This window comes from Klebsiella sp. K4, from assembly GCF_014596785.2.
Classification (GTDB): Bacteria; Pseudomonadota; Gammaproteobacteria; order Enterobacterales; family Enterobacteriaceae; genus Klebsiella; species Klebsiella pneumoniae.
In genome coordinates this window covers 1,751,444-1,774,382 of sequence record NZ_CP115021.1, presented here as the reverse complement: position 1 = coordinate 1,774,382, position 22,939 = coordinate 1,751,444, and the positions used below count along the sequence as shown (strand labels likewise).

Here is a 22,939-nt window from a genome sequence, read left to right as displayed (position 1 = left end):
GTTTTGTCCCGAAAAAATTAGCAACGACCATACTGGTCTTTAATACGAATAATGTCGTCCTCGCCGAGGTACGACCCCGACTGGATCTCCAGCACTTCCAGCGGAATGCGGCCCGGGTTTTCCAGGCTGTGCTCGGCGCCAATCGGAATAAAGGTGGACTGGTTCTCGGTCAGCAGGAACTGCTTGCCGTTGACGGTCACCTGGCCGGTGCCGGCGAGAATGACCCAGTGCTCGGCGCGGTGGTGGTGCATCTGCATCGAGAAGGCGCCGCCCGGTTTCACGGTGATGCGGTTGACGTTGAAGCGCGGGGTCTGGACCACCACGTCGCAGCGGCCCCAGGGACGGTAAATCTCGCGGTGGCGCTTGTACTCGCTGCGCTGGTTCTGCTTGAGGAACTCGACCGCCTTCTTCACGTCCTGGGAACGCTCGCGGTTCATCACCAGCACGGCGTCCTTGGTGCTGACAATCACCAGGTTCTCCACGCCGATGGCCGCCACCAGCTTCTCGTCGCTGTTGATGTAGCAGTTTTCGCTGTTGTGCACCCACGCGTCGCCGCTGAGGACGTTACCCTGCTCATCTTTCGGGCTGACCTCCCACAGGGCGGACCAGGAGCCGACATCGCTCCAGTCGGCATCGAGACCAACCACCACCGCGTCGGCGGTTTTCTCCATCACCGCGTAGTCCACGGACTCGTCCGGGCACTCGCAGAAAATGTCATGCGGAATGCTGATGAAGTCGCTGCCGTTATCGGCGGCATTGACCGCGGCCTGGCAGGCTTCGAGGATATCCGGGCGGAATTTGGCCAGCTCGGAGAGGTATTTTTTGGCGCGGAACATAAACATGCCGCTGTTCCAGTAGTACTCCCCGGAGGCGAGGTAGGCCTCGGCACGCTCGCGGTCCGGCTTCTCCACGAAGCGGGCCACCTGGTACGGGGTGTGGGCGCTGTCGGTGAGGGCCACGCCGCGCTGGATGTAGCCGTAGCCGGTTTCCGGGGCGTTCGGCACGATACCGAAGGTGACCAGATGGCCTTCATCGGCATACTGCTCGGCGACGCGGATGGCGTCGTGGAAGACCGGCTGGTTATTGATGATATGGTCGGCGGCGAGGACCAGCATCAGCGGGTCATCGCCGTGACGGGTGGCCTGAAGGGCCGCCAGGGCGATGGCCGGGGCGGTGTTGCGCCCGACCGGCTCAAGAATAATGTTGTTCGACAGCTTGTTGAGCTGGCGCAGCTGTTCGGCCACCAGGAAGCGGTGCTCTTCGTTACAGATGACCATCGGTTCATGGATTTCAAGGCCCGAGAGTCGGGTGATGGTTTCCTGCAGCATGGAGTTCTGCCCGAACAGGCGGAGGAACTGTTTCGGGTAAAGCTCGCGAGACATCGGCCAGAGACGACTGCCGGTACCGCCAGCCATTATCACAGGAAGTAACATATTAATTTCCTTTAATTAAAACCCTGTTATTTAACACCCAGATATATTCTGAGGCCAGAAGTAGCTTATTATAGGTATACAAAAGTATAAATATGGCAAATTCTTAAAAGATACGAATTTGCTTTATTAGAGCTGGATAAATGACGAAGACGTGCAAATAAGATAACTTTGATCAGATTATTGTAGAATAACTAACAATAGCTAACAGTCAGGCCAATTGGCCTGACTGTGGAATATAAAGATTATTCCAACCACTCGGTATGGAACACACCTTCTTTATCAGTGCGCTTATAGGTGTGCGCACCAAAGTAATCACGCTGAGCCTGAATCAGGTTAGCGGGCAGAACTGCGGAACGGTAGCTGTCGTAGTAGGCAATTGCGGCAGAGAACGTCGGTACCGGAATACCATTCTGTACGGCATACGCCACGACATCACGCAGCGCCTGCTGATAGTCATCAGCGATCTGTTTGAAGTACGGCGCCAGCAGGAGGTTAGCAATGCCAGCGTTTTGCGCATAAGCATCAGTGATCTTCTGCAGGAACTGCGCACGAATGATGCAGCCAGCGCGGAAAATCTTAGCGATCTCGCCGTAGTTAAGATCCCAGTTGTATTCATCAGAAGCAGCACGCAGCTGGGAGAAGCCCTGAGCATAGGAGACGATTTTACCGAGGTACAAGGCGCGACGCACTTTTTCGATAAATGCAGCTTTATCACCGGCCGGCTGGGCCTGCGGACCACTCAGCACTTTCGACGCGGCTACACGCTGGTCTTTAAGCGAAGAAATATAGCGAGCAAATACGGACTCGGTTATCAGAGACAGAGGTTCGCCGAGATCCAGTGAGCTCTGGCTGGTCCACTTACCGGTACCTTTGTTTGCTGCTTCATCAAGAATGACATCAACGAGGTACTTACCTTCTTCATCTTTCTTGGTGAAGATATCTTTGGTAATGTCGATCAGGTAGCTGCTTAGCTCACCTTCGTTCCATTCGGTGAAGGTTTGCGCCAGCTCTTCGTTGGAAAGTGCCAGACCGCCTTTCAACAGCGCATAAGCTTCAGCAATCAGCTGCATGTCACCATACTCGATGCCGTTATGAACCATCTTCACATAATGGCCAGCACCGTCAGCACCGATATAGGTTACACATGGCTCACCGTCTTCAGCAACTGCAGCAATCTGCTTCAGAATCGGAGCAACCAGCTCATAGGCTTCTTTCTGCCCACCAGGCATGATGGAAGGCCCTTTCAGAGCCCCCTCCTCACCACCGGAAACACCGGTACCGATAAAGTTAAAACCTTCGGCAGACAGCTCACGGTTACGACGGATGGTGTCCTGGAAGAAGGTGTTGCCGCCATCAATGATGATGTCGCCTTTGTCGAGGTAAGGCTTCAGGGAATCGATGGCGCTGTCGGTGCCAGCTCCAGCCTTCACCATCAACAGGATACGACGTGGTGTTTCGAGGGATTCAACAAACTCTTGTACTGTGTAGTAAGGAACCAGCTTCTTGCCTGGATTTTCGGCAATCACTTCTTCGGTCTTTTCACGGGAGCGGTTAAAAACGGAGACGGTATAACCACGGCTTTCGATGTTCAGCGCAAGGTTACGCCCCATCACAGCCATACCGACAACCCCGATCTGTTGCTTGGACATTACATACTCCTGTCAGGTGTGCTCTATGCGAAATTCTCGCAGGGTAAAGTACATATAATATTAACGTAAGGTCAACGTATGGCAAAGGACATCTTTAGATGTTTAGTGCTTTTAAAATTTTTGGTCTGAAATTCACCAAAAGGGGTAAAGCACGAGATCAAAAAACTTGACAATATAAATCAAGCATATAAAGCATAAAGCTTGTGGAAACCATTTATATAAATATGATTTAAAACTCACATCTACAATAGGTTTTATAAAACAAGGAAAAACAAAAAAACTAATCAATAACTGAGAAAGTGAAAGACTTAACGAAACATACCATAACTGAGGAATAAAAAAAACAGTAGTAGTAACACCCAAAACAATCGAAGTTGCTATAACATTCCATCTGAACTCAATGTTAGTCTTGCCATTTGCTTGAGCCACAGCGCCTGTTAACCCACCCATAGGTCTTAAAACACCAAACAAAAGCATATATGGTAGAATATTAAAAACCCCCATGCGACTTGAACCATATAAAATTTTGATTATAACTGGCCCCAACAAATAAATAGAGAAAAAAGTTATCATGCTAAACAACAGAATTACAGATGTTCCACGCAGATATGCACCACCAAGTTTATCAGATTGATTTTGAACCTCTGCAAATCTGGGCAAAGCCAATCTATTTATTACGGGACTAATCAGCTTTAGAGGTTGCATGATGAGATCTTTAGCTAAAGAATATAACCCAAGTGAATCCGCACCTAGCATTTTACCAATTACAATAACATCTAATTGTGTGCGAAATTGATTTAGAATCTGTGAGCCTAATTGAAAGATCCCATATTTAAAAACCGGCTTACATATAGCAGAATTAAACTCAAAAGTAGGTCGCCAAGATTTATCACCTAATAATGACATTAAAAAAAGACGAGCAAAAGAATTAATAATCAGACCATAAATCACAGCCTCAGTTCTCAGATCCATCTTTAAAATTGAGAACAAAACGAATAAAAAAGAAATAATTTTAGAAATGATTTCTATTTTAGCCAAAAGTATAACTTTTTTTGCTTTTATGTAGTGCGATTGATATTGCGATAGAGATCCTAGAAAAAGAAAATTAAAGCTTGCCAACATTACTAAAAAAGTTAAGTCAGGCATATTGTAAAAAGATGCTATAGGCCAAGACGCAACGAAAACAAGGCACCCTGTCAGGAAACTAAGTAACAGGTTGATCCAATAAATAGTACTCTGATCTCTTCTTGTCATTTCTTGCATATGAACTATATAACTGCTCATTCCCATATCCTGCAAGATCATCGCAACCATCAATACCATATTGACTATAGCTAGTACTCCTAACTCACTTAGTTTAAGATGGTGAGCTAGCAAACTAATTTGTAGAATCTGAAGAATGGCAGAAATTGTATTGGATCCTAATAACCAAATTGCTTGTTTTTTAATGCCACTCATTTAATGCTCTCCAGCAAAGTGACGATTTTGTTGAACTCAACCTCCTCGTTAAACTGAGAATAAATCTTATCACGCGCTTCAGAAGCAATTAATGATAGATTATCTTTTCCTTCATATATTTCATATAAAATTTTTGCTATAGCTTCAGAATTACGCTCTGGGCAAAGATAACCATTCTTATGATCATCAATTAACTCCGGTATACCACTATGATAAGTGGAAATAACTGGTAAGCCTGACGCCATTGCTTCCATAAGTGCAACAGGTATTCCTTCCATATCACCATTACTAGCAGTTACGGATGGAAGCAAAAAGACATTGCTCTCAGCAAGAGCTGTTTTTACTACTGATTGTGGCTGAAATCCTAAAAGATAGACATAATCCTGAAGTCCTAGTGCTTTAATTTTTTCGGCTAGCACATTCTCTAATTCTCCATAACCAATTATTTTATATTTAAATTTGCATCCTTTATTCTTAAGCGCATTACAAGCATCAATAGCATATACCAGCCCTTTTTTTTCAGTTAATCTGCAGACGGAAATAATGTTTAAAGTTGATTGATCACGTGCATGAAATTCATATTTAAATTCGTCTATTTTAATTCCCATTCTTATAACCGATATTTTATCTTTATCACACCCCATACTGATTAACTTATCTCGCCATAAGTTACTTATAGGTAAGAAGTATTCACCCTGAGAAAATAAATTTTTATATAAAATCTTATATTTTTTAAGAAGGCTAATTGTAGAAATATCATACCCATGGAATACAGTCAAAAGCTTACCATTAATTAACCCGATATTCCTGATTGCGTTAGCAAGCACACCACAATGACCAAAGTGAGCAATTATAACATCCGCTGAAATTTTATTATTCCTTAACTTTGCAAAAATCGCAGGTAATAATAATGAGTAGGATAAAAATTTAAATCTCTCAAAGTTGAATGCTTTAATAATACTAAATGAACTTGATTTTAAAACAATTTTTGCTCTCGAGAAGATAAGGGATAATTTATTACCCGGTATTTCATCAGCGTCAAAAATATTTTCTATAAGAGCACCTATGTTGTATTTTTCAAAATCGCCATGTACTTTTTCAGTATCTCCCGGATATAAAGACAATACTTTTACATCATAACCCTTTTTAATAAAGGAAATAACTTGATTTAAAACAAAAGTTTCAGAAGCGAGTGGGAATCGAATACAAAAAAAAAGTATTTTCATTATCTATCAATCTCAGAAAGAATGTTTTCAATCATTGTGCGGCCAATTATTTTTGCATCTTGTAAGTTATTTTTTAAGGAAATTTCAATATCAGCCATATTAGCAATTAAATCTTCTATTTTATTAATCAATGTCCCATCAATGACATCGCTAACATCAGCTGATAGCACATCCATTTTTAATCCACGCATAACACCCAACGATTTATGCTCATAATTAATTGCTATTGCAGGTGTTCCAAAATTGATAGAAATGATAGCAGAATGCAATCTTGTACCTATTGTAAAGACGCAATTAGATAATAAAATCCCTAATTGATAATCATTGAATTCATCCATTACGACATGGCAACATTGACTATCATGAACTTTATTTTTAACAGAAAGGGCTACCATTCGGTCATCACTATGATAACTTTCAATGCCAGTGCATGTTGAAAATATTATAACCTGATAACCTAATTGGTTCAAATAATCAACAATACGGGCGATTGAAGCCTCATACTCATCTTGAGAAACACCTAAACGTTTATCGAAAGGTGCTAGTTTCCTAACTGTTAAAGCTACCGTTTTCTGTTCTTTAATTATCTTTTTCCAATGAGAAACAGCATAATCATTAACATCTTTTTCTGTATCCACCAAAAAAGCCGTATCAACACCCAATGTTACATTGTTTAAGTTGAAGTTATCCTTTTCCATCAAAGATAAACTAACATCTTCACGTAGTATTATCTTCTCTGCTTTAGTAAAACAATATTTTGCGATATGCTGGAATTTAGGATTCTCAAAAGGACCAACACTGTGCCCAACTAAATATATTGGTTTACCCGCTATATTTGAACATAAGATATGTTCGAACTGTCCAGTGCCATATAAATCGACAAAGAAAGAACCACCGACCTGAATGACAGCATCATATTTTTCAAGATCTTTAATAAATTCAACAACATTATTTGGCAAAGGAAAATACTTTAAAAAACCTTTGCCTTTTGCATGCGAAACTAATATATCAGGAAGAATACTATTCTTGATCTTCCAAATAACTTTTTTAACAAGCCCACCATTTTTATTCATTCTTGATGAATATAGGACATCTTGCTTAATAGCAGTTCCTAGTAAAAAGGCTGAACTCCTTGCATAACGACTCAAAATATCAACTTCTACATCTGGATTGATCTGTTTTATAGAATCCACTAATCCTCTGAGAATTGCACCATCACCTCGATTACCGCAAGTATGATTTCCAACTAGTAATATTTTCATTATTCCCTCGACAATTAAATTAGATCAAATATTCAAAAAACAATTAATAGGCTCCATCTTTTCTTAAAACAACACTTATAGTTTTAAATAAGATAGCTATATCATTCCACATAGACCAGTTTTTAACATACCATGCATCCAAATAGACACGGGTTTCATAGTCAACATCGCTTCTTCCACTAACTTGCCAAAGACCAGTCATACCTGGTTTACTAAGAAGGTAATAGTCAACTTCGTCAGAATAACGTTCAAGCTCTGCGGTTATAATTGGTCGAGGTCCAACCAAACTCATTTCACCTTTAAGTACATTAAAAAGTTGGGGTAGCTCATCTAAACTAGTTTTGCGTAAAAATTTACCAATATCCGTTATTCGAGGATCATCTTTTAACTTAAAAGTCGCATCCCATTCTTTACGTGCAGCAGGATCAGTATTTAAAAGTTGCTCAAGCACTTCTTTAGAATTGACTACCATAGATCTAAATTTTAGACATTTAAAAGGCCTTCCGCCATTACCTATACGCTCGTGACCATAAATGGCAGGCCCATGATCTTTTTTTACTTTCAAAGCAATGTAAATTAATAATGGTGAACTAACAAGAATTATGGTGAGTGAACCTATAATATCAAACAAACGTTTAAGAATACGCGATGATAATTTCGCTAAATTCTGTTGTACACGGAAAATCATAACTTCATGGCTAAAAATAAAAGACATATCAGTACTATCCAATGGCACACCACGCAACGTAGGAATAACTGATACATATCTAAAACCATTAATAAGAAATTCTCTAAGCCAATCATTACGTATCGAACTTTCACTAGTTTCTAAAGCGACAATGAATTGTGTTCTTTTATCAAAATGCTTTGTTACTTCTTTTGGATTTAAAGATATTACAGGAATATCGTTAATGTGATTTTTGAGGTGATCTTTTGATGTGCTTGAAACAAAACTAGTTACATTAAAACCTAAGTTTGATTCACTATTTATTGCTTTCCACGCTTCTACTGCGTTATTTCCATCACCAATTATTATTGTTTCACGCTTCCATAATCCAAAAAAATTCAAACACTTTTTAGTGAGCATACGAAATGTAGGGACAAAAAATAATACGAAAATCCATGTAACTGCCAAAATATAACGTGAGAAATCCCAATAAGCAAATGATAACACTGCAATTTCAATTATTGCAAAAATAACTAAGGTGCGTAATATTTCTTTTAATTCGAACCAGAATGTCTTCCTGTAAAAATAATGCCTTAGGCGAATGGAATACCACGCCACACAACATATGCCTAAACAAGTGTGGAGAATAACCCAATCATTAATATTGCTATTAGCAATAATTTGTCCGCCATCATTCATAAAAGATTTCACAAAAAAGATTGCGAATGCAATAGCAACCGTAAAACCAGTGAAATCAGATATCGCTAATAAAATACTTGTCCAAAAATTTCGAGCTAGACGAGACATATATCCTCACCGAGTAAATTATTTCCCAAGTAATATAAAAATAATATTACTTATCAACTCTTTTTGTATAAAAACAAATAATAACAGAAGTAATGATAGTAGTAACTAGTATATAATTTGTTTGTTATTTTTAAAGGCGGACCATTTTTGATCAATGAACTGGGTTATTTCTTGCTTAAACCTTTCCTCAGAAAAGCGAATTGCATTTTCTCTGCAATGTTGTGGATTAAATACATCGATATTTTTTTCAAATTCCTGAACAGCATTTACAAGAGACTTAATTTCTTGTTTATAAAAAAATACACCAGTAGCTTTATTAACCCCGCATGGACGAACTGTTTCCAATGCTCCACCCTTGCCAAAAGCTATTACAGGAGTTCCACACGCTTGCGCTTCAACTGGCGTAATGCCGAAATCTTCTTCAGCTGCAAATACGAACCCTTTTGCTTTTTGCATATACTCTTGCATCACTGAATTTGGTTGATATCCTAATAGTTCAATATTACTTGAAGCTTTTGCCTTAATCTTTGACATCTCTGAACCATCACCTATTACTACAAGCTTTTTATCAGGCATTTGTGAGAACGCCTCAACTATCAAATCCATTCTTTTATAAGGAACCATTCTGGATGCTGTAAAATAATAATCATCCTTGTTTTCACATAACCCGAATCTATTAACATCAACCGGTGGATAAATTACTTTTGATTCACGTCCATATACTTTTCTGATTCTTCTAGATATAAACTCAGAATTAGCAATGAAATGATCTACTCCATTTGATGTACGGCAATCCCATAAACGTATTTTATGTAATAACCATCGAGCAACCATTCCTTTCATACCTTTATCCAAACCCGCCTCTTTAATATATTGGTGTTGTAAATCCCAGGCATATCTAATTGGCGAATGTATGTAAGATATATGTAATTGGTCAGGACCTGTTATGATACCTTTTGCAACAGCATGACTGCTAGATAATATAATATCATGTTTTGAAACATCAAGTTGCTCTATAGCTAATGGCATGAATGGTAGATACTTTTGGTATTTAACTTTAGAAAAAGGGAATTTTTGTATAAAGCTAGTAGTTGCTTTCTTTCCCTTGAAATTAACTCTATCCTCATCGGATAAAAAATCAACAATTGAATACAATTCACTTTCAGGAAACACTTCTAAAAATTCTTTAATTACTTTTTCTGAACCTGCGTACGTGACCAACCAGTCAGCAACAATTCCAATATTCAAATTATGCATGAATTAATCCTTAATTGTGAAAATATTCAATTTTTATTCTAAAAAGTCAATAACTCAATCTATTACAATATAAACATGTTACATTCATAAACTAAAAAAACTTTGTGAGTCAATAACCTTTCTTTAACAATGAGTGTTGTTACAAAAATTTATGCAAAACAACAAAATGAAGTCATTTTTTTTGATCTCATTATTTTTTGTTCTCGTTATAGTGATGCGGCATTAAGAAATATAAAAAATGCATTTTATATAATACATTTAATCGTGCCTTATTACTTTGCCATCATAAATTCAGCTGAGGCTTTTGGTTCCAAATTATTTTTGAAGAAACCAAAATTATGCTCTTTGTTTTTAATATCTGTTCCATCATCAATAAGATCGTACCACCAAAGCCCCTTAATATAAGATCGTTTCTTGACTAGGCTAGTATATTCTTTAATAAAATTTGCAGACTGTATTAAATCCATTCCTCCAGGCCCATCATAATTCGTCACCCCTGCTTCAGTTATATATACATCTATGCTCCTCCCTGTTTTTTTAGTAAAGTAAGTATGGAATGCATCTATACGATTAAGATTACCCTGTGGTGTACGTAACAGCGGATTACCATTCATAAATGAATATGTGTGCAATGATACACCATCAATATAATTCAAAATTCCTAAGTTTACTAGTTGCTCAAACCATTTCCAATCATTAACATCAATATATCTTGCTCTTAAATCGAGAGGATTTATAGAACCCGCAAGAATGATGGCATTCGGGTCATTCCTTTTTATTACTTCACTAGTTTTTTTTACTAAATTATAATAGACATTGGCCGAAGGAACTTGATTTCGGTATTTAACCATGCCAGTAGCTATCGTCCATTCATTCCATATCTCATAATATTTAACTTTCCCTTTATAACGATGCGATACCCATCCCGCATAATTAGCAAATGCTTGAATGTCACGTTCAGTTGTAGGATAACCTCCGTTATTATACAACTTATTACCATAATCAAGAATAACGAGTGGATTCAAACCATCCCTGTCAGCATTAAGTAAAGCATAATCTGTTTTTTTCAAAAATTTAGAAACAGAATAAACTCCTTCACTGCCTTCTGTTTTCGACCATGGATAATCATCGCGAAAAGATGTAAAACCTAATTCTTTGATTAATGAAATATATGTTTCGGGAGTTGAACTATATGATTGAAAATGAGTACCAATTCCAATTTCCAACGATGAAGCAACAGGAGAGTTTAAACTGAGAATTATAGATACTGAAAATAATAACTTATTCATAGTATTTTTTAGCATTGTAATACCTATAATTTAATAGTAAATGCTGTCTCTAGTTCGTTCTTGACATTATTTATGGTTTTTTGCCAAGTAAATTTCTTAACTTGTTTTAATCCTTCCTCAACTAATTTTTGCCTCAACGCTATGTCATAATAAATTTTTTCAATTGCCAAGCTTATATCTCCGTGATTTATAGGATCAACTAATAATGCAGCATCACCAGCAATCTCAGGTAAAGATGTGACATTAGAGGTAATTACCGGAGTTCCACAAGCCATTGCTTCTATAACGGGTAAACCAAAACCTTCATACAGAGATGGGAAAAGAAGCATATTTGCTCCTTTATATAATTTAGCTAATGTTTCATTATCAACTCGCCCCATGAATTTTATTCGATTCGATATATTTAATTTTTTTGCATGATTTAATAGTTCCTCACTTCTCTCGCCAGTAAAATAAAGCATGACAGCCTCTGGAATATTTGCAGAACAGAAAGCATTCAACACTGCAATTTCATTTTTATGCTTCTTCCGATTACCAACACTTAAAATATAATTTTCTTTAAGCCCGTTAACCTCTAAATTAAATTCTTTTGAAACACCATTCCCTACTACCTTTACTTTATCTTGATTAATTTTAGCCCATTCACATATTCGTTTCTTTGAAAACTCTGAAACGGTTAATATAACTCGTGCTTTCCGGCATGCTCTTTTTAATACTAAATTGTAATACAACCGTTTAAGAACACTTGAGTTAAAATCAATGTCTATGTGATTAAGATCATGAATTGTTATGGCTGTACGATTAAGATGGAAAAAAGGAGCATTATACCCTGGTGTGAAATAATAACCTCTATTAAACATAAGATATAGAGTAACAAAAAAAACATCGAAAGGGCTTGTTGGTTTAATAGCTACTTTTATTCTATTTAAAGCAGGTATACCATCTTGAATCTCCTTCGCAAAACGCCCTATACCATGTTCACCAATCCAACGAGAATCAAAATTAACTATTTTTTTCATAATCACTCAGCTTCTTTATATTGTAAATTACTTGCTCTGCTGTTAAATATTACACCTAATGCAAACCCCATAAGAGGATACTCTGGCGTGGTCATCGAAATTCCGAATAAACAAAGTATAATAAGAGTCATAGAAAGGAATCGAGAAATAGCAGAATTATTTAAAATATTAGACTGATAATATAACCATCCCAATAAATATATACCTAATATATATCCTCCTGTAGCAATAATATAAAGATACATGCTATCACCAGGATTGTAAGTCCCTGATCCCAGTTTTGAGCCAACCCCGATTGTACCTAGTCCAGCACCGAACGTTAAGCTGCCAAATTTTAATATTGACTCGACACCATCTGGCCACGTAGTGGTTAAACGTGCATTTAAAGATCCTAATAACATAGTAGTTGCAGGATCATTATTCATTTCAAAGGAATAGTTCGTGGACATAATGGTGAAAAACGTGACAACAATTGCAAATATAAGAGTACTTCTCCATAAAAGTTTAACAGGTAAAATTTTCATAAATACGTAAAACAGCAATATCAAATGCAATGCAAATGTTGTCTTTGATATTGTTATTATTGACACCAACAAACTAAGAATAAAACACACAAGAATAAAGAATTTATTTTTTGTTGATGCAACAATATAAACCAACAATATTAAAATATTTGATGAAGCTTGAAGCGAACTTTTAAAAAAACCCGCATATCTTGTATATCCACCAGTCGTTCCCATTTGAGCAGATGACACATCCATGCCTGCAATCTCATATGAAACATCATACCAAGGATAATTAAATATAATATTACAAAATACACCAATACATGAAACATAAAAAACAAAATAAATTATATTATTAGTTTTATTATTTTGTACACTTTCAAATATAATCCTAGCTGAGTGATACCCAAGGAATATGGGTATAATTCCCCAAAAAGCAACAAAACCTGCTGCAAGTTCAACATGTACTATACTCACTAATAATATGTATATGATGGAAATTGAGGCTATTAATCCGTTTTTTGTTATTTTTCTTTTGTAAATAATATTTAAAACAGAAACTAGGATAGTAATTAAAATTAACAATTTAGGTATAGAAAATAAAAGCTCAGCACCTAACAAATGGAACAACCAGCGTAATGGTCCTGCGAAAAACTCAAATAGTAAAAATAAAAGTAATGAGAAGTTTATTAATCTTGATTCAAATGATTGCAATGTCATATTAAACTCTCATTTAGGCTATTTTTTATAATGATTTATATATTGTTTGGCAATATTATCTGGATCAAATAGCTGTTTGACATCATCTGCTAAATCTTGATGAAGTGTATATCTTTGAAAGATATCTAATTCATGCTCGATATCATTTATGATGGCAACATTTGGCATTATCTGAGCCAATTCAATCATTGCTCCCATAGAAGTTGTGATAACATACTTTCCTGCCAATGCACATTCAACAACTGTACGGCCAAAAGGTTCATTCCACTTCAACGGTAGAATAACAATGTCAACCAGTTCCAAGAATTCCGCCAAATCCATATAACCCAAAACCTCAACGGAGTTTTCAATGGCATCTTTTTTAAGTAAATTGCTATCATTTCCAGCCTGAAAATTCCCTGCGGCATAAAACTTCAGTTCATTTACGTCTTTATATTGTCTAGCTACTTTACAATATACATCAAACCCTTTTTCAACCGACAATCGACCAATAAAACCGATCCTTATTTTATCGCTCTCATTTTTTTTCGGCACATACGGAGTAACTGAGTTATATATAAAATCCGAAGTGGCTTTTTTAAAAAAGCCACAATCCTTATGTAAATTAGTAATATATTTACTAATGCCAATATAATTATCTACTTTGTTACTTTTTATTTTTTTAAACCAACTCCAAAATAGAACTGATAAAGAACTTGGTGACATTACTTTACCACTTTTAAACAGTGTACTGTTCGGATGGAATAAGTAATAATCACGAGAAGTATGTACAAGCTTAACCTTCGCTTTTTTTACAGCATCCCATGCCGATACCGAAAACCCACATATATTATTTGTGTGAACTATATCTGGTTTAAATTGCGCGATCTGTACGCTCACCATTTTTTTCATTTCAAAATTATAACAATCAATGAAATGCCAGATGGCCTTTTTAAATTTTGATGTTGTTGTGTTGGGGAAACCCCAATAAATATTCTTAAGAGGAAGATAAGTGACCTCAACTCCATTGACAAAATCTGTTTTTATTTCTTTTTTATCATGAAGTGTTATTACCTTTACTTCATTCTCTAATTTAACTAATTGTTCAGCTAATAATTGAACTGATATTTCTGCACCTCCGACTCTATAAGGATAATAAAGAGAGTTTAAAATCATTATTCTCATAAACAAATCACTTTCATTAAAGTTAGAATCAACCATCAGTACAATTTGTGAATACTGTACTGATGGTTTGTGCTTTACTCTTTATTGGAGTAAGAATAGCCATAATGGCTATAACCATACCCATAATAACTGCTTGCTTTCTTTACCACTCCATTTAATATACAGCCTTTAATCATTACTCCGCTCTGTTCAAAGCGCTTTGCACTGACTTCTATTTCTTTTACTGTATTTTGTTCAAATCTTGCGACTAAAAGAGTAGTACCTGCATAATTGCCAATAATAGCTGCATCTGTTACTGCCAAAATCGGCGGAGTATCTACAATTACTAAATCATAATTGTCACTCGCCCATGAAAGAAGATTCTGGAATCTTGAATGCATTAATAATTCTGCTGGGTTGGGCGGCACCATCCCTCTGGATATGAAATCAAAGCCAGCTGTTTTAATTTGTTTCACGCAATTTTTTATATCTACTTTTCCTGCTAAATAATCCGAAAGACCGTTTTCGTTAGATACATTGAATAACTTATGCGTATAACCTTTTCTTAAGTCAGCATCAAGGAAGAGAACTTTTTTACCTGTTTGAGAAATAATTGCTGCTAAATTTGAACTTACGAAAGTCTTGCCTGCATTTGGGCTAGCCCCTGAAATCATAAGTATATTATTCCTCGCTTCCATCATAGCAAAATGTAAACTTGTTCTTAATCCCCTGATGGCTTCAATTGCGAGGTCAGCTGGATTTTGGATGGCCAGAAACTCGTCATACTCCAGACTCTTTTTCTTATTAGATTTTAAACCCTTTGTGATATTCTTTGCAAATGTCTCAGAAACTGGAATACTAGCATATACATTAATGCCTAGTACCTCCAATTGCTCTGGCGATTCAATTCCACGGCGCAAGAAAACTCTCAAAGCAATAATTGCAACTGAAACAATCAGGCCAAATATAATACCACCTATAACTATTAATATTTTTTTAGGTGCTACTGGTCTTGGTTGTGTTACAGCTTCATCAATAACTCTTACATTTCCAATAGCACTTGACTTAGCAATATTCAATTCTTGTTGACGATTTAATAACTGCATATACACAGCGCGACCAGAATCAACATCACGACTTAGTCGTAACACCTCTTGTTGTGTTTCTGGCATGGCCGATACTCTTTTATTGAGCTTGGCTTTCTCTTCAAGAAGCGTCACTCTTTTCTCCATAAGAGCCTTATAAGTAGGATGCTCTTTCGTGAAATGTTGTGATACCTCTGATTCACGTATGGTTAGTTCATTAAGCTGATTATCAACATTGACTATTTGATCCAAAACTGCTTTTGCTTCAAGCGATAAATCTACAGAATCTTTCTGTTGCCTGTATTTATTTAATTTATCTTCTGAAATATCTAAATCATGACGTACTTGTGGTAACTGCCTATTTAAAAACTCTAGGCTTTTAGCATCTTGAGCTGCTTGTCTGTCAATATTTTGCATCAAATAATTATTACTGATGCTATCTAATATTTTCCTAATCTGTACAGGATCATCTCCTGTCAATGACAATGTAAGCATTCCAGTATCTTTACCTTGATCGCTTACTGTCAACACATCCCTTAAATCATTAATAGCTTTTAGCTTGCTTAGATATTCAACCGTAAATGAAGTACCTGGCTTTGCTTGAATTTCATCTACCTTTATCGAAATGTTATTTTTCTCAAATAACTCTCCAACTTTTACTTCAGCTTCAAATGAATCGGTCTGAATAGTGAATTTATTTGCGTCAATAACTGTTAGCGTTAATTCTGGTATGTCATCATCGGTTTTAGGTAAATATAATCTTGATACATTTATAATACCTGGTTTATCTCCTGAGAGACGTGAAAATCCTCTCCCCAAAATCGGAAAATAATTTTGTTTAATTTTGGCTTGCAGATTCAAATCGTCAACCGTTTTCCCTAAAATCATTCTTGATTGGAGAAGAGTGATCTCAGGTGCAGATTGTGGCTGACTATCCGGAAGCATTTGGCTCAAATTGCTCAATATGGCATTCGCCTGCTTTTGTTCAACTTGGATTAGAGAATCAGCTTGATAGATCGGAGTTGAAAATAATGAATAGACTAAAGCAATCAAAGTAAAAAAAGCAGTTACTGATATAATTAGTTTACGATGATCGATAAGTTCACCATATAAACGACTCAAATCTATTTCATCTGCATCTTTGTTTTCTGGCTTATTTTTAAGTGATGACATGTATTAAACCCCGGTTGTTATACGCTCAGTTTTTTGGCCCAGATATCACCGGACTGTTTAATTAATTCAAAAATCAAAGTAAATACCTCTTCACTTTTGCGATACGGGTCAGGTATATCCTTATATTCTGCCCAATGGCCAAACAGCATCGTTTTCCCTCTAACTTCAGGTGCAATTTGACTTATTTTCTCTATGTGTTCCTTCTCCATAGCTAATATGAGATCGTATTTTCTTCCTAAAGTACTTGTGAATTGTTTTGCACAATGATTTGATAAGGATATGCCATAATTTTGTGCTATACGAGAAGCAGTAGGATCAGCTTCATGCCCTACCAAGGCTCCAGTTCCTGCCGAATCTATTTTTTTGTTAGGTAGCAAACTTTGTAAATATCGCTCTCCCATTGGAGAGCGACAAATATTACCAGTACAAACAACAAGAATCGAGTCAAACATAATCAATTCCAATTTTTAATATAACGGACAGTTTCAGTCATATCATGAACACCTGTTATGGTTGGAACAAGTTGTGATATAACGCGATTCCACCTTACAATAGGCGCTGCAGTAACATAAACTATATCATAAGGTTCTAATTGAAATTCAGTGCCTAATACCATGGCTGATGCGTCTTGCGCATTGAGTTGATAGATATTAGCTATTTTACCGCCATTATTATTTTTTAACTGACGTATAACAAATATCCCAGTTGCATCGCTCATCGCCTGTGATATTCCCTCAGCCCTTCCGACAGCCTCCATAAGGGTCATACCACTGCGATCCATTTTGAGTGTTGTTTGCTTACCAACTTCCCCCATGACAAATACTTTTAAATCATCGTTTCGAGGAATAAAAAGTATATCACCCGGATACAATAAATGGTTCTGTGTTAGGTCGCCTTTTTGCATTAAAGCATATAATGAAATTTTTATGTCTTTTCCATTATGTGTTAATACTACATTCCGCCAATCCGCCTCCGGTGCTAAACCGCCAGCGGCATTAATTGCATCCATTATCGTAAGGGGAATATTTGTTATAGGTTGTTGTCCAGACTTTGCAACTTCCCCCGTTACGTATACCTTTTGTGAACGGAACGCTGCAATGCTTACGTCGACTTGTGGGCTTTCTATGTAAGTAGTTAGACGACTTGCGATTTCCTGACGTACTTGTGATAAAGTTTTACCTGCAACTTTAATCTTACCTATATACGGGTAAAATATCGTGCCATCTGAGTTCACCCAGTTGCCTGTATCACTTGCACTCCGGTACTGCCCAGCTGGCGTAGTCAATTCAGGATGGTCCCAAACAGTCACCATTAACACATCGCCTACACCAATTCGATACTCATAGTTGCCAAGCAGTCTATCTAAATCGGGATTTGATTTTGCTAATACTGCTTCGGGTCGTAATTGATCAACCAATCCAGGTGTCATCGGATAAACGTTAACGAGTTTATCCAGGTCGTAGTCGCTATCCGGAAGTTCGACTACGTTCTTACGCAGACTGTTTAATCCTTGACCAGGGATAATCGTACAACCCGATAAAAACCCAATTGCCAATGCTAATGCCGAAAATCTAACAAGTTTTTTCTTCATAATGTCACATCATCAGTAAATCAAAATTTGCCAATTCCTGAGCAGCTGTCATAGCCGTTACTTCCCTGCCGGCTTGTGGAGAGATAAAAGCTGACTGCGTCCTGCAGGGCTACCACCCTCTCTCCCCTGTTTTCAGCATTCAGCCTTATAAACTAAACGGTATTTCTATCCCTGCGCTGGCTCCAACGTCGTCGCTGTCGCTATTGTTAGCATTGGTGTACCAGAGGGATGTATTCAAACGAACTGACCGATAAACATCTCCGCTCCAGCCCAGCTGTACACCTTTCAGAGTATCCGCATGAGGGAACGCTTTGTTGATCGACTGATTCTCAGGGTTAACCTTCGCGTATACTAAGCGCGTGCTCCAGCGCTGGTTATCCTCCGTAATAAGCTCAACTTTTCCTGCGATAAGCTGACCATCCCCGCCCATTGCGTCACCCAGCGGATAGCCCTGCTGATAGTAGCCATCCTTATAGATATGATGGGTATAACTGTAATTGGTTCGGCTCATATTGCTGCGCGTGTCATGTGCTTCCACGTACCAGTTAACAGCATCCTTACCCCAGCCGTGGTGCCCTTCGACACCACCGAGGAACATATTAGACGATGGAAGAAAACCCGACTCATCCTCGCCAATCATCTGTCCGTAAAAGCTTACAGGCCAGCCTAGTGTCGGCTCCAGTTTGAACTTAAAGTCAAAACCGGCCAGCTGGTTGCCCGGTTCATTGGGATCATTCGCGGCGGTATTATCCTTGCCTGTTAAACCATCCCAGAAGTTACTGAGTGATTCAGGCCGCCCTTCCCCACCCCATTGCATAATGCGCGACGCACCTAATTCCAGTGACTGGAATGGTGAGAAAGTGAAACGACCGCCGATAATTTTGGCATGGGGCACTGCGGTATATTGATTCATCTGGCTGGCGGAGATCTGGTACTGCCATGGCCCCACCCAGCGCAGCCACCAGGTCTCTGGCGCCGCCTGCTCGGCTCGTTGCATCAGGAAACCGGTCATCGGTCGCATTGCATCCCCGCGAATCAGGCTACCTTCATAGCCAGGCCCCCACCACTGTGGTACCTGGCCAAAAGAGAGCCACTGGTTCCAGAACTTCACCGCGCCGTATGCGCCGTTGGCGTTGAAGCGCGATCCGTTGCTGATCCGCTCTCCCCCTTCAACGTTGCCCTGGAGATGGATATCCCACCACTCGCCGCTGTTGTTGAATGCCAGGCCTAACGAGTTATCCGCCGGCTGCGTCTGACCAAACCCCTGCGGAGTGCCCGGCTGATCGGTTGAAGTGTAGCCGGTAACCCGGAAATCCGCTTTTAAGGCAGACAGTCGCTGGTTGATACGCGCCAGCACCACTTGCTCAGAAGAGTAGGACGGTTTGGCCTTTTTCAGCGCCCGGGCGATCTCTTCCTGGCTCAGCGGCCACGTCGACAGGCTCAGATGGATGACCCCGCGATCGGAAAGCCAGGCCAGGTCGTTACGCAAGTCGTTGTCATTTACCACTAACCCGGCCGCGTAAGCCTGGGCTCCCAGTGAGGAAAGCAAACCCAACGTCACGGCAATGCGCGCAATTTTTATCATTGTACAAGATCCATTTTCAGCCCCGCTGTCGTATCTCAATGAGAATGAGGGGAATACCAAGATAGAAAGCGCTCGCGGCACCAGCTGACTTCGCTGTGCAACACCGGCGAGGCAAGTACATTTACCCTAAGCTGCTTGTTAGCCTTATAACATCCACTCAGCTCACAATGTAGGCGAATTTTACCCTACAGGCTATCGATGAGACAGGAAAGTTAATATCCAGGCGATATCAGCAGCCGCTCCTGGCCAACTTCTGAGGATATCCGTAGAAAACTGATAGATATCTAGTGAGGGCGATCATCCTGACCGGGACGATTTTTCAGCCGTTGAAGAGAACCTCTGTGCAGCAGCAAGCGGCTTCAGCGACGCTACCGCCCCTGGCTTAACAGCTACCAGCGCACTGACTACCTGAACGACTTAATTTTTTATCGACCTGTGGATGAATAATTGGTCAGGCCATTATTTTTGGCGGCGTTAAGTTTACGGGATTTCGGTCACAATTGGGAGTGTTGTTACCGAATATCTGCCAATTAATGCCGCCTGTCGTTCTACTGACAAAAAATAAGCGGGTCACCAATTAAGATTATTCACTGATTTCCAGGGTTAGAAATCTTCCCGGTACTACTACAACATCACACATGCAGCTAACTTACTGTAAAAAAACGTCTTTTTCCATAGCTCATCATCATGCAAAAATCAGATGATGGCGTTATAGTCAACTACAATTTCTAATAGTTTCCTGTGTCTGGATATTCATTGAATGTGCATCAGGTAACGTCTCAGCGCATTTAAGAAACGTCTGATCAAGGCTATATCCAGGCAAATATGCAATAACAATGTAGTAGCACTTCATTATTTCATAAATATGAATTATCAATTACCGGGTATATAGTAGATTATTTTCTTATTTGTCTAATTAACCGGCGAAAACTTAATTTCCCCTGTATAACAAATGGCGATTACCAGGCCTGCTTGTGCAGATCGGTACGCGTAAAGGGTTTATCCAGCGGCCCCACCGCAGTGGCGATTTGTCCCAGCAGGGACTGAGTCGGCGCTTTGCTACCGCTATGTAAAAGGATAAGTGGAACCATCACCAGGCATGCGACGCCGCCCCATGAGATATTCACGCTTTCCGGATCAGAGGTACGTTTTTGCAACACCAGGAACAAAGCGCTGCCAGCAGCGCCCAGCAGCAGGCCGGCAATCACTTCCGAGACGGAATGCGCATGGATGACCAGCCGCGAATAGCCCACCACGGCGGCCAGAACATAGCCGGTAATAACGGCCGCTTTACGCAGACCGACGGAGAAACGGGCGCTGAGCAGCCACAGAAAGATAGGCCAGAAGGCCGCGGAGAGCGCGGAGTGGCCGCTGAAGCCGGTGTAATCCAGCTTGCGAATACCCAGACCCCAGCCCATAAAGGCCAGTTTGGAGGCGCAGACGATAGCGCCGGTGATGCCGAACAGCAAACTCCACTGCCACGCCAGCAACCGCGACGTTTTACGCAGCATCAGGACAATAAACAGCGCCGCTGCGCTGGGCAGCAAAACGGTGCTATCGCCAAAAAATGAGATGAGTTGCCAGTTCATATACCTGTGATCCTTCGATGATGTCCACTGCCGTGCTCAGGGATTATCCGTAATGTCTGTACCAGCTCGCATGCCAATTCATTTCACATTTTTATGCATGCAAGTGAGATGTTTAAAGCGGAAACATGATCGCAGTCAAGTTTTATTTTTGGCTGTCGTTGACCGCTTTCCCTTCGCTTTAGGAATTGTCGCACTAAGTGACTATTCATAAAGCATTATTGCCGCTACTCCGACCATTGCACCACAGAGGCCAGAGACAAACTACCAGAAGTCTCCGAAGCCATACGTTTCTTTACAATCGTTATAACATTCACGTTATGAATAATTTCTGCATAACGTTATGAGCGGCAGGACGAATGTTCACGCCCTGCCCCCCGGCACTACGCTGGCGCTCAGGCCAGCAGTTTTTTAATGCTTTCGCGGAATTTGGTGCCTTCTTTCAGGTTACGCATCCCGTAGGTGACGAAGGCTTGCATGTAGCCCATTTTCTTCCCGCAGTCGTAGCTTTCGCCGGTCATCAGCATCGCGTCGACGGACTGCTTCTTCGCCAGTTCGGCAATGGCGTCGGTCAGTTGGATACGGCCCCATGCGCCCGGCTCGGTACGTTCCAGTTCGGCCCAGATATCCGCCGACAGCACGTAGCGCCCCACCGCCATCAGATCGGAGTCCAGGGTCTGCGGTTCGTCCGGTTTTTCAATAAACTCGACGATACGCGCCACCTGGCCTTCAGCCACCATCGGCTCTTTGGTCTGGATGACGGAGTATTCGGAGAGATCGCCCGGCATACGTTTCGCCAGCACCTGGCTGCGGCCGGTCTCGTTAAAGCGGGCGATCATAGCGGCGAGGTTATAGCGCAGCGGGTCAGCGGTGCCGCCGTCAAGGATGATATCCGGCAGGACCACCACAAACGGGTTGTCGCCGACTACCGGCCGGGCGCAGAGGATGGAGTGGCCCAGGCCCAGCGGCTGCGCCTGACGCACGTTCATGATGGTCACGCCCGGCGGGCAAATGGCCTGCACTTCCGCCAGTAGCTGGCGCTTCACGCGCTGTTCCAGCAGGGCTTCCAGCTCGTAGGAGGTGTCGAAGTGGTTTTCCACCGCGTTCTTCGAGGAGTGCGTCACCAGAACAATCTCTTTGATCCCGGCGGCGACGATTTCGTCAACGATGTACTGAATCATTGGCTTATCAACGATCGGCAGCATCTCCTTTGGAATTGCCTTTGTGGCCGGCAGCATATGCATGCCTAGTCCTGCGACCGGAATAACCGCTTTCAAATTCGCCATATTCATCTTCACCTGTTTGGTTGCAAAACACGCGGTTTTGCAAAATTGTACATGTCACAAATCCATTGGAACTGATAATACACGGATACTGCCCGGGCATCTGCCCGCCAAATTCTTAAATTCACTGTCACGTAAAAGAATACACACAACTCCCTTTTACCAACAGTAAGAAGTGAGAATAATCTTATTTTCGTTCA

Annotated in this window: 16 protein-coding genes and 2 pseudogenes; 1 reads left to right on the top strand and 17 read right to left on the bottom strand. The window is 40.1% G+C overall.

Annotated elements, in window-relative coordinates:
- Positions 1–17 precede the first annotated feature (17 nt).
- From IB144_RS08685 to IB144_RS08615, 15 genes are all read right to left on the bottom strand, one after another.
- Positions 18–1,433 (bottom strand): mannose-1-phosphate guanylyltransferase/mannose-6-phosphate isomerase, encoded by a 1,416-nt coding sequence (locus IB144_RS08685; RefSeq protein WP_004180506.1) that lies wholly within the window; start codon positions 1,431–1,433, stop codon positions 18–20.
- Between the two features lie 242 nt (positions 1,434–1,675).
- Positions 1,676–3,082, bottom strand: coding sequence for an NADP-dependent phosphogluconate dehydrogenase (gene gndA / locus IB144_RS08680; protein WP_065888427.1), 1,407 nt, complete (start codon positions 3,080–3,082; stop codon positions 1,676–1,678).
- A gap of 132 nt (positions 3,083–3,214) precedes the next feature.
- A complete protein-coding gene (locus IB144_RS08675; RefSeq protein ID WP_065888428.1) occupies positions 3,215–4,540 on the bottom strand; it encodes an oligosaccharide flippase family protein in 1,326 nt (441 codons plus the stop codon).
- The gene (locus IB144_RS08670; RefSeq protein WP_065888429.1) at positions 4,537–5,766 is read right to left on the bottom strand and encodes a glycosyltransferase; all 1,230 of its coding nucleotides are present in this window, start codon (positions 5,764–5,766) and stop codon (positions 4,537–4,539) included. The genes IB144_RS08675 and IB144_RS08670 overlap by 4 nt, the downstream gene beginning before the upstream one ends.
- A complete protein-coding gene (wcaK, locus tag IB144_RS08665; protein WP_108430086.1) occupies positions 5,766–7,028 on the bottom strand; it encodes a colanic acid biosynthesis pyruvyl transferase WcaK in 1,263 nt (420 codons plus the stop codon). The genes IB144_RS08670 and wcaK overlap by 1 nt, the downstream gene beginning before the upstream one ends.
- Positions 7,029–7,071: 43 nt before the next feature.
- Entirely contained in the window at positions 7,072–8,502 is a 1,431-nt protein-coding gene (gene wbaP, locus IB144_RS08660) for an undecaprenyl-phosphate galactose phosphotransferase WbaP (protein WP_065888431.1), read from the bottom strand.
- A gap of 105 nt (positions 8,503–8,607) precedes the next feature.
- Positions 8,608–9,759, bottom strand: a complete 1,152-nt coding sequence (locus IB144_RS08655) for a glycosyltransferase family 4 protein (protein ID WP_149358980.1) — start codon at positions 9,757–9,759, stop codon at positions 8,608–8,610.
- A gap of 272 nt (positions 9,760–10,031) precedes the next feature.
- On the bottom strand, positions 10,032–11,048 hold the full coding sequence (locus IB144_RS08650) for a cellulase family glycosylhydrolase (protein ID WP_032413436.1): 1,017 nt from the start codon (positions 11,046–11,048) through the stop codon (positions 10,032–10,034).
- Positions 11,049–11,071: 23 nt separating this feature from the next.
- Positions 11,072–12,067: a glycosyltransferase family 1 protein gene (locus IB144_RS08645; RefSeq protein ID WP_065888432.1), complete on the bottom strand. Its 996-nt coding sequence runs from the start codon at positions 12,065–12,067 to the stop codon at positions 11,072–11,074.
- 2 nt (positions 12,068–12,069) lie between these two features.
- Positions 12,070–13,293, bottom strand: a complete 1,224-nt coding sequence (locus IB144_RS08640) for a hypothetical protein (protein WP_134894683.1) — start codon at positions 13,291–13,293, stop codon at positions 12,070–12,072.
- An 18-nt stretch (positions 13,294–13,311) separates the two neighbouring features.
- Positions 13,312–14,493, bottom strand: a complete 1,182-nt coding sequence (locus IB144_RS08635) for a glycosyltransferase family 4 protein (protein WP_077269708.1) — start codon at positions 14,491–14,493, stop codon at positions 13,312–13,314.
- A 38-nt stretch (positions 14,494–14,531) separates the two neighbouring features.
- A complete protein-coding gene (locus tag IB144_RS08630) occupies positions 14,532–16,694 on the bottom strand; it encodes a polysaccharide biosynthesis tyrosine autokinase (RefSeq protein WP_065888434.1) in 2,163 nt (720 codons plus the stop codon).
- 17 nt (positions 16,695–16,711) lie between these two features.
- Positions 16,712–17,146, bottom strand: a complete 435-nt coding sequence (locus tag IB144_RS08625; RefSeq protein ID WP_032412668.1) for a protein-tyrosine-phosphatase — start codon at positions 17,144–17,146, stop codon at positions 16,712–16,714.
- 2 nt (positions 17,147–17,148) lie between these two features.
- Positions 17,149–18,285, bottom strand: a complete 1,137-nt coding sequence (locus IB144_RS08620) for a polysaccharide export protein (RefSeq protein WP_032412670.1) — start codon at positions 18,283–18,285, stop codon at positions 17,149–17,151.
- A 145-nt stretch (positions 18,286–18,430) separates the two neighbouring features.
- Positions 18,431–19,870, bottom strand: coding sequence for a capsule assembly Wzi family protein (locus tag IB144_RS08615; RefSeq protein ID WP_065888435.1), 1,440 nt, complete (start codon positions 19,868–19,870; stop codon positions 18,431–18,433).
- Positions 19,871–20,166: 296 nt separating this feature from the next.
- Here IB144_RS08615 and IB144_RS08610 point away from each other — a divergent pair.
- A pseudogene (locus tag IB144_RS08610) lies at positions 20,167–20,282 on the top strand (hypothetical protein).
- 547 nt (positions 20,283–20,829) lie between these two features.
- On the opposite strand, the gene IB144_RS08605 reads toward IB144_RS08610, so the two are convergent.
- Positions 20,830–21,459 carry a phosphatase PAP2 family protein gene (locus IB144_RS08605; protein ID WP_065888436.1) on the bottom strand — a complete coding sequence of 210 codons (630 nt, stop codon included), beginning with the start codon at positions 21,457–21,459 and terminating at the stop codon, positions 20,830–20,832.
- A 360-nt stretch (positions 21,460–21,819) separates the two neighbouring features.
- A pseudogene (galF, locus tag IB144_RS08600) lies at positions 21,820–22,748 on the bottom strand (GalU regulator GalF).
- Positions 22,749–22,939 lie beyond the last annotated feature (191 nt).